The following is a 12,044-nucleotide window of genomic DNA, read 5'->3' on the forward strand; positions in this document are numbered from 1 at the left end:
CGGCCGGGACCCACTCCACTGCGTGGGTCCCGGCCGTTTCCGTTTCTCCGTCAGCCCCGGTTCTGCAGGCGCACCCTGAGCCGCATGGCCAGGACACCCAGGCCGGCCAGGACCACGGCCGTACCCGCGAGCAGGCCGATGCCGCCCGCGCCGGTCAGGGCCAGGCCTCCGCCGGTGTCGTCGGAACCGTCGTCGGAACCGCCGGTGCCGGAACCGTCCGTACCGCCGTCCGCGGACGCGCTCGGCGACGGCGAGGCCGATCCGCTCGGTTCGGCGGAGGCCGAGGGCGTGGGCGTGGGCGTGGGCTCATCCGGAGAGTCCCCGACCTCGACCGTGAAGGTGGCCGAGGCATCGCCGCGCGTGGCGACGATGGTGTACGTGCCCGGGTCCGTACCGGCGTACAGCACCGGTGTGGTGGCGACTCCCTCGGCGTTCGTCTTCGCGTCGACGCCGACGACGTAGAAGTCGGGCGAGAAGCGCGGACCGCTCCTGGAGCCGGTGTCCTCGATCCTGAACTGCACGGTCACCCCGGCCTTGGGCTCGCCGTCCACCTCGACGAGGGCCTGGAGCTTCTCACCGAAGGCCTTCTCGGGGCGGGCCTGCTGCCCGTCGCCCTGGACCGCGGTCACGTCGTACGGCAGCTTCTTCACCTCGGCGGTGAAGACCGCCGCCCTGCCCTGGGCGACGGCCCGGACGGTGAAGGCGCCTTCCTTCTGCTTGGTCTGCACAGCGGGCGCCTGGGCGCGGCCGTTCTCGTCGGTCGCGAGGACGACCTTGCCCACGGCCTCGCCGTCGCTGAAGCTCACGCCGGTGCCGTTCGGGTCCTCGATGGTGAACGTCACGCTGGCCTCCGCGACCGGCTTGCCGTCCTTGTCCCGGGCGACCACGGCCAGCGGGTCGAACGCGTCGCCCGGGTCGCGGGTCTGGCCGTCGCCGGACGCCTTCGCCAGTTCGGCGAGCGCGGGCGTCGCCCACTGGAGCACGACGCGGCCGACGCCGCCCGGGGCGTTGATGCCGCCCTCGCCGATGCCGGAGTCGATCGGGTTGTCGGAGGAGTCCCAGAAGGGGTCGTCCTTCGCCGGGGCCTTGGCTCCGTCGCTGACCACCACGCGCACGCCGGTCACGCGCCCGGGGTCGGTGTAACTGGTGCCGCCGCCACCGCTGCCGGCGGCCGTGTCGTCGTCCGACCCGGCGCCTCCGCCGCCGCCCGCGTAGCCACCGCCACCGCCGCCACCGCCGTAGCGGCCCGCGCCGCCGTCGCCGCCCTTGCCACCCGCGGCGGCGTCGGCGCCGTCGCTGCCGTTGCCTCCGCCCGCGCCGCCCTTCGCGCCTTCGGCGCCCTTGCCGCCCGTGGCCTCCGTGGCGTCCTGGCCGCGTTCGCCGCCACCGGCGCCCGCGTCACCCGCGCCGGGGATCACGACGTCGGTGCTGCCACCGCCACCGGCGGCGATCAGCAGCGGCTTGCCGTCGCTCGCGCGGACCGCGCTGCTGGCGCCGCCTTCGCTCGCGCCGCGGGCACCGCCCTTGCCGCCGAGGGCGTCACCGAAGCCCTGGCCCGCCACGGCGACGGACAGTTCCTCGCCCTCGTCGACCGACAGCTTTCCGGCGACGTAGGCACCCGCCCCTCCGCTCGACATGGAATCGCCCCGCCCGCCCTGACCCCAGGCGCGGACGTCGAGTTCCTTCACCCCGGCCGGAACCTTGAACTTCTCCACCGCCCCCTCGACGGTGAAGAGCCGGCAGCCGACGAACCCTTCGGTGGGCTCGCACACGCTCCCGGCACCGGCCGGAGCGGCCCCGGCGGTCGGCGCGGCCGCCCAGGCGCCCGTGGCACCCAGCGCGACCACGGCCATCGCGGCCACACCGCGGCGCCACGCGTTTCGGCGCAGCCCGAGGTAACCCTGATCCATCCCCACCCCTCCAGAAGTCCGACAAGCTCCCCTCCCCAGAGGAGCTTCAGAAGACGATCGGATATCACCCATTGGTGATCAAAATCCGATCAAGGAGGAGACTACCTACACGTCCATGAAGGTTGAACTGATAGACGGAAGTGAAAGAAGTGACGCATCACACCGGTCGCCCGGTACAACCCCCGCTCATCTCCCGCTCGTTGCGTCCCGGCACAGCAGCCGCAGCGATCCGTCCGCGGTGAAGGCGCGGCGGGCCTCGTCGATCGGGTCCCACATCCGGCCGTCGGGGGTGCGTATCCAGTGGTCGCCACCGGTCGCCCACCACTCGGCGCCGGTCTGACGGACGATCACCTCACCGGCGTACGCCCCCAGCCCGCGCAGCACGCTGTCCACGGCGGCCCGCGGAGTGCCCTCGCGGCGCAGATCGTCGATCATCCGGTCCACCCGCCACAGACTCTGCGCCGAGTAGTCGAGGCGCAGCCGCGCCCCCTCACGCATCGTCGACACCGCGTCCGCCGCCCATCGCACCGGCCTCGCCGCAGCTGAGGGCCTGGTCTGCTGCTCAGTCGTCACATCCCCTAAGAGCGCGGTCGCCGCGGGTTTCGTCACCCCGATCCGGGGGGCTTCCCGCAACCGGCGCAGGACCGCCCCAGCTCCACCCCAGGACGGTCACAGGACGCCCTCGGAAGCGGGGTGTGACAGCCGGCCGTCGCCGTGCGCTCCAGTCACTGATGAGCATGTACTTCCATCTGCGAGCGGTGCCGCCCCCGGCACTGCGCAACAGCGCGACCTGGTTCGAGCGGCTGTTCGTCGACGACTGGGAGACGGTACGGGAGCGGATCGGCCGGCGCCGTGAGGAGGTCCTCGACAAGGCCTACCTCCAGCACGAGCTGCTCTACACCGGCTTCCCCCCGCACCACGCGCCGGAGGGCCCGCGTACCCAGGTGGTGCTGGGCGGCCGTCCGGTCTTCCACCGCGACGCCGCCCTGCCCCCGTTCCTGCTGCTCACCGCCGCCCAGACCGGCCGCGTCGCCGCGTATCTGGAGAAGGCCGACTTCGAGGAGCTGTGGCGAGGGGCCCGCGAGGCACTGATGCGCGCGTACGGCGTGCCGGAGGCGGAGCGGGACGTGCGAGGCGCCTTCGCCTCCGCGCACCGGGACCTGACGGCGTTCTACGCGCAGACCGCGTACCACGGCGACGCGGTGGTCAAGTGGCTGCTGATCTGAGAGGGGGGTGGGTCAGACCCGCCCCCGCGCCCGCCGCGACACCACCGCGCGCAGGACGCGGCGCCCCTCGACGGACACCTCCAGCGCCTGCCGCAGTCCGCCCGCGCCGTGCCCGGCGAGCAGTTCCAGGACGGTGACCTGGCGGCGCAGTTCGGCGGCGACGAGCGGCGGCATGCCCTCGGTGCGGCCCTCCCGGCGGGCGTCGACCGGGGCGTCGTCCTCGGCGGTGTCGAGCAGCCGGTGGATCTGGAGCGAGGCGACCGAGCAGGCGTCGGCCCACAGACGGACCTCGGCCGCGGCGGGCGCGGAGGGGGCGGCGTCGAGCATGCGGCGGGCGAGGACGGTGGCCTCGTCCTCGGCGGGGTCCTGCCCGGCGCCGAGCTTGTCGCGCACCTGGGCCAGGCGCTCGCCCCACAGTCCGGTGTCACCGCCCTCGGTGAGCGTCGCCCACAGCGGTCGCAGCAGCTCGTCGTCGCCGCCGAGCAGCGGCACGCACCGATCCAAACAAGCCAAGCCGCTGGCGGCCAGTCCGCGTTCGTCGGCCTGAGCGATCAGCTCCACCAGACTCATCCACGCCTCCCTCGCCTGCGGTCTTCCCTTACGGAGGCCGCACTTCCCCTTACTGCGTGCAACTGACCCGGAGTGTCACAGGGGCACCACGCCGAGCCGATCGAGCAGTCGGAAGAAGAGGTTTTCGGCCAAGGGGTCGGGGTCGGCGCTGAGCACCTCCAGCAGCGGCTCGGCCGCCACGGTGTGCCCGGCCTCGGCGGCCCAGGCGACGGCCCGCTCGGCGGCGTCGCGCGGCTGGAGGAAGTAGTCCTCCAGCAGGACCCCCTCCCCCGCGCCGAGCCGTGCCGCCATGGCCTCGCGCCCCAGACAGGTCGTCCACGCCCCGCTCTCCGGCCCGGCCGCCTCCACCACCGCGCAGTCGCTGTCCATGACGTAGCCGAACAGCGCGGGCTCCCCGGTCTGATGGGCGAGTTCGTGCATGTTCCCGACCTCGCCCTCCCCGACCGGGTACTCCCAGACCTGCCAGCCGTCCGGCGCCTCCTGGCGCAGCGTCAGTCCCGGCGCGCCCGCCAGCGCGGCCAGCTCCGCCAGCGGCCGCTCGGCGCGGCCCACGACGAAGTACCCCCAGTAGCCCATGTCCGTTCCCCCAGGCTGTTCCGTTCCGCTGCGGCCGAACGCACCGCATCCGACCGCGGCCGATCGCACCGCATTCGACTGCGGCCGAATACACCACAGCCGTACGCCCGTTCGCAGCCGATTCGGACAATCCGGTGTCTAGGCGGGCACAGGGGCGGGGCCTGCGAGGGCCTTCGCGTGCTGCATGCGGGTCAGCCGCAGCACCACGGCGATGGCGAGGGCCGCGGCCACGATGTCGACGGCGTCCGCGAACAGGATCTGCCCCACGGCGTTCTGGATCTCCTCGGGCGTCTCGGCCTTGCGGTACGCGGTGTACGCGGCCCGCCCCACGATCAGCTCGATGACCCAGAACGTCCACCACGCGTTGACCAGGCCGTGCGGCCGGGGCGCGCCCCACGGGCTGCTGGCGTCCCAGATGTCCAGGGTGATCCGGCGCGGGAACCAGAGGTTCACGACCGGTGTGAACCATCCGCCGATCGCCCAGCCCCGCTTCTTCCGGTGCCCGTAGGGCTCGAACACCTCGGCGTTGACCCGCGCCCGGTGGAACCAGCACAGGAACAGCACCGCGCTCACGAGCAGCGCGACGGTCTGGATGACACCGCCCGCGGCGAAGAGCCGGTCCGCCCGGTCGGCCCGCTCCACCGAGACGTTCCCGAAGCCGTCGCCGGCCAGGTCGCTCACCACGTCGTACATGACGACGTCGGTCCACAGCGCGAACAGGTCGGTGGCGATGACGACTCCGAGCGCCGCGACGGCGGCCCGCCCGAGCCCGATCGGCGACCGCAGCCACGCGGCCGGGGCGGGCGAGTACTGGGCATGCGGATTTTCGATCATGGTGAGGCGTCCCCCCGAGTGCGATACGTGGAAATACGCGCGCACGGTTCTCCCCAGAACCTCGCGCGCGGCATGCGGAACATACGGTTCAGCAGCGCCGTACGTCCATTCCTTTCGCTCAGCCCAGGCGGTCGGCCAGTGCCTTGAAGTCCGCCCAGGACTGCCCGGGGGTCCCCGGGTTCCAGAGCTTCTCGACGGTCGCGCGCAGCGGCATGCGGATGCCGGCCGCGACCTGGTCCTGGGTCTGGGAGTTCGCGAGGTCGCACCAGACGGCGAAGGAGCCGCCGAGGATCTGGCCGTCGTACTTCGCCGGGACGGCCTCGGTGCCGCGCACCACCAGCGGTGTCCACTGCTCGTAGATGCGCTGCCCGGTCGGATAGACGAAGGTCTGCGGCTGTCCGAGGACGTAGTAGAGGAACTCGTCGTTGTAGTTGGTGAGCTCGCGGCCCTCGGCCAGGTACTCCACCGGCGGCCGGGCGCCGATCTCCTTGCCGGTCCAGTAGGCGACCTGGATGTCCTTGTCGGCCTTGACGGAGGTACCGCGGAAGAAGCCGTCGTTCCAGGCCCGGGGGGTCTTGTCGTGGACGCGGACCGTGGCGGCGCGGTCGTTGAGCCAGCCGGTGGTCAGATCCTCGACGGTCGCCCCGGAGCCGTACGCCTCCCGCGCCGCGGTCGCGAGCTGTGGGAAGGACGCCTCGGGGTCGGACACGGTCAGCGCCTGGTACTCGTCGCCGCCGAGATGCCACTGGCCGCCGGGGAACAGCTCGGCGAACTCGTTGAGCAGGTCGTCGACGATGTCGTGGGACTCGTCCTTGGAGATGTCGATCGCCCCGCGCGTCGCCACGCCCTGGGCGTTGCGCAACTGCAGGTCCGGATGGGCCGCGATCACCGCGCCCAGATGCCCCGGCGAGTCGATCTCGGGCACCACGGTGATGTGCCGGGCGGCCGCGACCTCGACGATCCTGCGGACCTCCGCCTTCGTCAGATGCGGGTCGGACACGATCTCGGGATGCGAGGTCGACTCGATCCGGAAGGCCTGGTCGTCCGAGAAGTGCAGCCCGAGCTGGTTGAACTTCAGATCGCCCAGCTCCCGGACCCGGTCCTCGATCCAGTCCGCGGTGAAGTTCTTGCGCGCGATGTCCAGCATGAACCCGCGCACCGGCTTGGCCGGCTCGTCGCGCACGACGCCCTCCGGCGCCGTGGCGCCGCCGTGCACCGCCTGCTTGAGCGTCCGGGTCCCGTAGAACACGCCCGCGTCGGCGGCCCCGCTGATGTTCACCCGGCCGCCGCGCACGGTCATGGTGTACGACTCCGGATCCGCGCCCTCGTCGTCGTTGAGCGACAGCCGTACGTCCCCGGCCAGCACGTCGTCCTTCTCGCCCGCGTAGGTCAGCCCCAGCTCCTGCGCGATCAGCCGGCCCTCGTCGGCCAGATCGGCGTCCGAGACGACCACCCGCTCCCCCCGCACCGCCCGCCACCCGGGCCCGCGCGCCGGAGTGTGCGAGCGGACCGCGGGGATGGTCTGCGGCGTACTGGACAGCGCGTACGACCGACTGGGGCTCGGCGTCGGCTCGGCCGCGGGCATCGAGGCCCGCCCCGACCGGGACGACGACTCGCCGCTCGGCTGCCGCACCGCCGACCCGGTGGGCCCGCTGTCGCCGTCACCGCCGGAGGCCCACAGCCCCAGGCCCACCCCGAACGCGGCGACCACGGCCCCGACCAGGAGGGCACGCTGTCCGACCTTCTTCTCCGGCGCCCGGCGCCTGTGCTGGCTCACTCAGCCAACGTACGACCGCTGCGCCTCGCGTGCGTCCACGAGAGGTTCCGAAACTCTCCCGTTCGGCTGAAATTCGGGCATCCGTCGGACGTGTCACGCCCACTGTCGATAACGTGGCGACACACCCCTCACAGCATCCTCTGCCGAAACACACGTGACGCCCACACATCTTCCTGGCCGAGTGGCCGTACCGGAGCACTTCAACGCGGCACCCGCCGACGAGCTCCGGCGCACCCTGCTGACCTGCCTCCACAGCCTCCGCTGGGCCCACCGCATCGCGACACACCGCCCGTACCCCACGCTGGACGCCCTCCTGGCGGCCTCCGACGAGGCGGCGTACGACCTGACCCCGGCCGACCTGGCGGAGGCCCTGTCGGCGGAGACGCTGCCCGTTCTGCCGGAGGGGGCGTACTCGGCGGCACAAACGGCATTGGACGCGGCGAACGCGGCATACGAGGCGAAGTTCGGCCATGTGTTCGTGATCTGCCTGGACGACGTACCGCCGGAAGAGTCACTGAACCACGCACTCGCAGGGATCCGGTCACGATTGGCAAACGATCCGGAGGAAGAACGGGTCGTTGCGGCCGACGAACTGAGGCGCCTGGCCAAGGGGCGCCTGCTGCGGCTCCTCAGGGGCGCGGGGAACTGCGCGACAAGCCCCGTGACCGCCGCACTCGGCAGACAACGGACCACCCCACCCCGTTAGCCGCCGGTCACCCATCCGCGTGCCAGTTTGATCACACAGGTAGGCCCGGCGTAAGCGCCACGGGCAACCGTCGCTACGATGCTGGGGGCCGGTGGACCGTACCCGGCCGGGCCCGACCGACAGCACAAGCCGGCGCGGCCCCAATCCCCGCTCCCGGAGGGACTTCCGTGCCGGCTGGAACGCTGTACCGCGGCCGGGAAGGAATGTGGTCCTGGGTGGCTCACCGAGTCACCGGCGTCCTCATCTTCTTCTTCCTGTTCGTTCACGTGCTGGACACCGCACTCGTGCGTGTCTCCCCCGAGGCCTACGACGAGGTCGTGGCGACCTACAAGACGCCGATCATCGCTGTGATGGAGTACGGCCTCTCGGCCGCCGTCCTCTTCCACGCGTTCAACGGTCTGCGCATCATCGCCGTCGACTTCTGGTCGAAGGGCCCGCGCTACCAGAAGCAGATGCTCTGGGCCGCCGTCGGTCTGTGGCTGGTGCTGATGCTGGGGGCGATCTACCCCCTCCTCGGCCACGCCGCTCGTGAACTCTTCGGGAGCTGACGCCCATGTCCACGACTGAGAAGACCGCGTCCGGGATCGGCCCCGTCGAGGGCGGCTCCGTGTACAACGTCGACAACCCGGCCCCGCTCATCGAGGCCCCGCGCAAGCGCACCAAGAAGACCCCGCGGTCCACCCGCGGCAACTTCGAGATGGCCGCCTGGCTGTTCATGCGCCTGTCCGGCATCGTGCTGGTCGTCCTCGTCATCGGCCACCTGCTGATCCAGCTCGTGCTGGACGGCGGCGTCTCCAAGATCGGCTTCGCGTTCGTCGCCGGCCGCTGGGCGTCCCCGTTCTGGCAGGTCTGGGACCTGCTGATGCTCTGGCTCGCGACTCTGCACGGCGCCAACGGCCTGCGCACGGTCATCAACGACTACGCGGAGCGCGCGAACACGCGGCTGTGGCTCAAGGGCCTGCTCTACACCGCCACGGCGTTCACCATCCTGCTGGGCACGCTGGTGATCTTCACCTTCGACCCGAACATCCGCTAGGCACGGGGCTGCGAGAATCATGAAGATCCACAAGTACGACACCGTCATCGTCGGCGCCGGTGGCGCGGGCATGCGCGCGGCCATCGAGTCCACCAAGCGCAGCCGCACCGCGGTGCTCACCAAGCTCTACCCCACCCGCTCCCACACGGGCGCCGCGCAGGGCGGCATGGCCGCCGCGCTGGCCAACGTGGAGGAGGACAACTGGGAGTGGCACACCTTCGACACGGTCAAGGGCGGTGACTACCTGGTCGACCAGGACGCCGCCGAGATCCTGGCGAAGGAGGCCATCGACTCGGTCCTCGACCTGGAGAAGATGGGCCTGCCGTTCAACCGCACCCCGAACGGCACGATCGACCAGCGCCGCTTCGGCGGTCACAGCCGCAACCACGGCGAGGCCCCGGTGCGCCGGTCCTGCTACGCCGCGGACCGCACCGGCCACATGATCCTCCAGACGCTGTACCAGAACTGCGTCAAGGAGGGCGTGGAGTTCTTCAACGAGTTCTACGTCCTGGACCAGCTGATCACCGAGGTCGACGGCGTCAAGAAGTCGGCGGGCGTGGTGGCCTACGAGCTGGCCACCGGCGAGATCCACGTCTTCCAGGCGAAGGCCGTCATCTACGCGTCCGGCGGCTGCGGCAAGTTCTTCAAGGTGACGTCGAACGCGCACACGCTGACGGGTGACGGTCAGGCGGCCGTCTACCGCCGGGGTCTGCCGCTGGAGGACATGGAGTTCTTCCAGTTCCACCCGACCGGCATCTGGCGCATGGGCATCCTGCTGACGGAGGGCGCCCGCGGTGAGGGCGGCATCCTCCGCAACAAGGACGGCGAGCGCTTCATGGAGAAGTACGCGCCCGTCATGAAGGACCTCGCGTCCCGTGACGTCGTGTCCCGCTCCATCTACACGGAGATCCGTGAGGGCCGCGGCTGCGGTCCCGAGGGCGACCACGTCTACCTCGACCTCACCCACCTCCCGCCGGAGCAGCTGGACGCGAAGCTCCCGGACATCACGGAGTTCGCCCGCACCTACCTCGGTATCGAGCCGTACACGGACCCGATCCCGATCCAGCCCACCGCGCACTACGCCATGGGCGGCATCCCGACCAACGTCGAGGGCGAGGTCCTGGCGGACAACACCACCGTCGTCCCGGGCCTGTACGCGGCCGGCGAGGTCGCGTGCGTGTCGGTGCACGGCGCCAACCGTCTGGGCACCAACAGCCTCCTGGACATCAACGTCTTCGGCCGCCGGGCCGGCATCGCGGCGGCGGAGTACTCGCAGCAGGCCCAGTTCGTCGAGCTGCCGGAGAACCCGGCCCAGCTGGTGATCGACCAGGTGGAGCGGCTGCGCACCTCCACGGGCACCGAGCGGGTGGCCGAGCTGCGCAAGGAGCTGCAGGAGACCATGGACGCGAACGTCATGGTGTTCCGCACCGAGCAGACGATCAAGACGGCGGTCGAGAAGATCGCGGAGCTGCGCGAGCGCTACCGGAACGTCTCGATCCAGGACAAGGGCAAGCGGTTCAACACCGACCTGCTGGAGGCCATCGAGCTGGGCAACCTGCTGGACCTGGCCGAGGTCATGGCGGTGTCGGCGCTGGCCCGCAAGGAGTCCCGCGGCGGTCACTACCGCGAGGACTACCCCAACCGCGACGACGTCAACTTCATGCGCCACACCATGGCGTACCGCGAGGTGGGCGACGACGGCACGGAGTCCGTACGTCTCGACTACAAGCCGGTCGTCCAGACCCGCTACCAGCCGATGGAGCGTAAGTACTGATGGCAACCCCCGTTCTGGACAAGGTGGAGGCGGAGTCCGCCGCGTCCCCCTACATCACGGTCACCTTCCGGATCCGCCGCTTCAACCCCGAGGTCGCCGCCGAGGCGGTGTGGGAAGACTTCCAGCTGGAGATCGACCCCAAGGAGCGTGTGCTCGACGGCCTCCACAAGATCAAGTGGGACCTGGACGGCACGCTGACCTTCCGTCGCTCCTGCGCCCACGGCATCTGCGGCTCGGACGCGATGAGGATCAACGGCAAGAACCGTCTTGCCTGCAAGACCCTCATCAAGGACATCAACCCCGAGAAGCCGATCACGGTCGAGCCCATCAAGGGCCTGACGGTCCTGAAGGACCTGGTCGTGGACATGGAGCCGTTCTTCCAGGCGTACCGGGACGTGATGCCCTTCCTGATCACGAAGGACACCAACGAGCCGACGCGCGAGCGCTTCCAGACGGCCGAGGACCGCGAGCGCTTCGACGACACGACGAAGTGCATCCTCTGCGCGGCCTGCACGTCCTCGTGCCCGGTCTTCTGGAACGACGGCCAGTACTTCGGCCCGGCGGCCATCGTCAACGCGCACCGCTTCATCTTCGACTCGCGTGACGAGGCCGGCGAGCAGCGCCTGGAGATCCTCAACGACAAGGACGGCGTGTGGCGCTGCCGCACGACCTTCAACTGCACGGACGCCTGCCCGCGCGGTATCGAGGTCACCAAGGCGATCGCCGAGGTCAAGAAGGCCCTGATCACCCGCCGCTTCTGACGACGCCGCGTCCTTGGGCCCCGCTCTTCCCGGAGCGGGGCCCTCGGCGTTCTCCGGCGCGCCCTCGTCAGCCGCCGACCAGAGGTATGAGCCGCAGGAACGTGACCTCCGTGTCCGCGGTGAGCTCGACCTCCTCGTCCAGGTCGAGAAGCTGTCGGTCACCGACCAGGACGAGCAGGCCGTTCCCGGCGAAGGCCGTCAGCGCCCGCTCCCTGTCGGCCTCCCGACGCATCCGGCGCCGGATCAGCTCCCGGACCGTCAGCCGCTCCTCCGCGACCTCGAGCCGTGGGCCCGTCTCGCGCTCCCCCGTGGTCGTCTCGTCGACGAATGTCACCTGTCCCATGGGCCGACAGTACGAGCCGCCACTGACAATCCCGGGATCGGGCCGATCATCGACCTACTCTGACTGTGTGTCAGATGACGAGTCGTACGAACTGCTCGGGTTCGACAACGTGCTGCTGCCGGTCGGCGACCTCGGTGAGGCCGTGGACTTCTACGAACGCGCCGGGTTCACGGTGGGATTCCGGTTCGACGAGGCGGGGATCGCGCTGCTGCGGGTGGGCAAGGAGACGCCCGGGATCCTGCTGCGGGAGGAGGACGGACTCGGCCACCGGCCGCCGCCCTGGCACTCGCCCCGCGTGTGGCTGGAGGTGCCGGACGCCCGTGCCGCCGCGCGGCGGCTCGCCGAGGCCGGGATCGTGCCGCCCGACGAGCCGTTTCCGGTGGCCACGGGGTGGACCGTCGAGATCGCCGATCCCTGGGGGAACGTCGTCGGGTTCACCGACTACTCCAAGCGCCCGGCGCTCGGCCGGAGGGCGTGACGCAGACCTCACGCGGGCCCCCGCAAGCGAGTTGAACACGTTCAAAGACAGGT

General features: G+C 70.8%; 14 protein-coding genes. 7 read left to right on the forward strand and 7 right to left on the reverse strand.

Annotation, left to right across the window (positions count from 1 at the left end):
* Positions 1–50: 50 nt before the first annotated feature.
* Both AC068Z_RS02705 and AC068Z_RS02710 read right to left on the reverse strand, forming a co-directional pair.
* The gene (locus AC068Z_RS02705) at positions 51–1,910 is read right to left on the reverse strand and encodes a glycine-rich protein (RefSeq protein ID WP_478551613.1); all 1,860 of its coding nucleotides are present in this window, start codon (positions 1,908–1,910) and stop codon (positions 51–53) included.
* Between the two features lie 186 nt (positions 1,911–2,096).
* Positions 2,097–2,483 carry a hypothetical protein gene (locus tag AC068Z_RS02710; protein WP_478551615.1) on the reverse strand — a complete coding sequence of 129 codons (387 nt, stop codon included), beginning with the start codon at positions 2,481–2,483 and terminating at the stop codon, positions 2,097–2,099.
* Positions 2,484–2,641: 158 nt separating this feature from the next.
* Here AC068Z_RS02710 and AC068Z_RS02715 point away from each other — a divergent pair, with 158 nt between their 5' ends.
* Positions 2,642–3,136, forward strand: coding sequence for a DUF1877 family protein (locus tag AC068Z_RS02715; RefSeq protein ID WP_478551617.1), 495 nt, complete (start codon positions 2,642–2,644; stop codon positions 3,134–3,136).
* A gap of 12 nt (positions 3,137–3,148) precedes the next feature.
* On the opposite strand, the gene AC068Z_RS02720 is transcribed toward AC068Z_RS02715, so the two are convergent.
* From AC068Z_RS02720 to AC068Z_RS02735, 4 genes are all read right to left on the reverse strand, one after another.
* Entirely contained in the window at positions 3,149–3,706 is a 558-nt protein-coding gene (locus AC068Z_RS02720; protein WP_478551619.1) for a hypothetical protein, read from the reverse strand.
* 75 nt (positions 3,707–3,781) lie between these two features.
* A complete protein-coding gene (locus AC068Z_RS02725) occupies positions 3,782–4,282 on the reverse strand; it encodes a hypothetical protein (protein ID WP_478551621.1) in 501 nt (166 codons plus the stop codon).
* 138 nt (positions 4,283–4,420) lie between these two features.
* Positions 4,421–5,116, reverse strand: coding sequence for a DUF4328 domain-containing protein (locus AC068Z_RS02730; protein ID WP_478551623.1), 696 nt, complete (start codon positions 5,114–5,116; stop codon positions 4,421–4,423).
* A gap of 118 nt (positions 5,117–5,234) precedes the next feature.
* Positions 5,235–6,893, reverse strand: a complete 1,659-nt coding sequence (locus AC068Z_RS02735) for a beta-N-acetylhexosaminidase (RefSeq protein WP_478551625.1) — start codon at positions 6,891–6,893, stop codon at positions 5,235–5,237.
* Positions 6,894–7,047: 154 nt separating this feature from the next.
* Here AC068Z_RS02735 and AC068Z_RS02740 point away from each other — a divergent pair, with 154 nt between their 5' ends.
* From AC068Z_RS02740 to AC068Z_RS02760, 5 genes are all read left to right on the forward strand, one after another.
* Positions 7,048–7,599, forward strand: coding sequence for a 2-oxo-4-hydroxy-4-carboxy-5-ureidoimidazoline decarboxylase (locus AC068Z_RS02740; RefSeq protein ID WP_478551627.1), 552 nt, complete (start codon positions 7,048–7,050; stop codon positions 7,597–7,599).
* Positions 7,600–7,766: 167 nt separating this feature from the next.
* Positions 7,767–8,147 carry a succinate dehydrogenase, cytochrome b556 subunit gene (gene sdhC / locus AC068Z_RS02745; protein WP_451720603.1) on the forward strand — a complete coding sequence of 127 codons (381 nt, stop codon included), beginning with the start codon at positions 7,767–7,769 and terminating at the stop codon, positions 8,145–8,147.
* Between the two features lie 5 nt (positions 8,148–8,152).
* The gene (locus tag AC068Z_RS02750) at positions 8,153–8,635 is read left to right on the forward strand and encodes a succinate dehydrogenase hydrophobic membrane anchor subunit (protein ID WP_478551629.1); all 483 of its coding nucleotides are present in this window, start codon (positions 8,153–8,155) and stop codon (positions 8,633–8,635) included.
* Between the two features lie 19 nt (positions 8,636–8,654).
* Positions 8,655–10,409 (forward strand): succinate dehydrogenase flavoprotein subunit, encoded by a 1,755-nt coding sequence (sdhA, locus tag AC068Z_RS02755; protein WP_478551631.1) that lies wholly within the window; start codon positions 8,655–8,657, stop codon positions 10,407–10,409.
* Positions 10,409–11,170: a succinate dehydrogenase iron-sulfur subunit gene (locus tag AC068Z_RS02760; RefSeq protein ID WP_478551632.1), complete on the forward strand. Its 762-nt coding sequence runs from the start codon at positions 10,409–10,411 to the stop codon at positions 11,168–11,170. The genes sdhA and AC068Z_RS02760 overlap by 1 nt, the downstream gene beginning before the upstream one ends.
* A 67-nt stretch (positions 11,171–11,237) precedes the next feature.
* Here AC068Z_RS02760 and AC068Z_RS02765 read toward each other — a convergent pair whose 3' ends face one another.
* Complete coding sequence (locus AC068Z_RS02765) at positions 11,238–11,513, reverse strand: hypothetical protein (protein ID WP_478551633.1); 276 nt, start codon at positions 11,511–11,513, stop codon at positions 11,238–11,240.
* 67 nt (positions 11,514–11,580) lie between these two features.
* On the opposite strand from AC068Z_RS02765, the gene AC068Z_RS02770 reads away from it, so the two are divergent.
* Entirely contained in the window at positions 11,581–11,991 is a 411-nt protein-coding gene (locus tag AC068Z_RS02770) for a VOC family protein (RefSeq protein ID WP_478551634.1), read from the forward strand.
* Positions 11,992–12,044: the final 53 nt, after the last annotated feature.

The organism is Streptomyces sp. NPDC043726 (genome assembly GCF_056436565.1).

Bases quoted from the DNA above. Each gene is read 5' to 3' on its own strand.
- AC068Z_RS02705 (WP_478551613.1), bottom strand. From the start codon at position 1,910: ATGGATCAGGGTTACCTCGGGCTGCGCCGAAACGCGTGGCGCCGCGGT.
- AC068Z_RS02725 (WP_478551621.1), bottom strand. From the start codon at position 4,282: ATGGGCTACTGGGGGTACTTCGTCGTGGGCCGCGCCGAGCGGCCGCTG.
- AC068Z_RS02715 (WP_478551617.1), top strand. From the start codon at position 2,642: ATGAGCATGTACTTCCATCTGCGAGCGGTGCCGCCCCCGGCACTGCGC.
- AC068Z_RS02730 (WP_478551623.1), bottom strand. From the start codon at position 5,116: ATGATCGAAAATCCGCATGCCCAGTACTCGCCCGCCCCGGCCGCGTGG.
- AC068Z_RS02750 (WP_478551629.1), top strand. From the start codon at position 8,153: ATGTCCACGACTGAGAAGACCGCGTCCGGGATCGGCCCCGTCGAGGGC.
- AC068Z_RS02720 (WP_478551619.1), bottom strand. From the start codon at position 3,706: ATGAGTCTGGTGGAGCTGATCGCTCAGGCCGACGAACGCGGACTGGCC.
- AC068Z_RS02760 (WP_478551632.1), top strand. From the start codon at position 10,409: ATGGCAACCCCCGTTCTGGACAAGGTGGAGGCGGAGTCCGCCGCGTCC.
- AC068Z_RS02765 (WP_478551633.1), bottom strand. From the start codon at position 11,513: ATGGGACAGGTGACATTCGTCGACGAGACGACCACGGGGGAGCGCGAG.
- sdhA (WP_478551631.1), top strand. From the start codon at position 8,655: ATGAAGATCCACAAGTACGACACCGTCATCGTCGGCGCCGGTGGCGCG.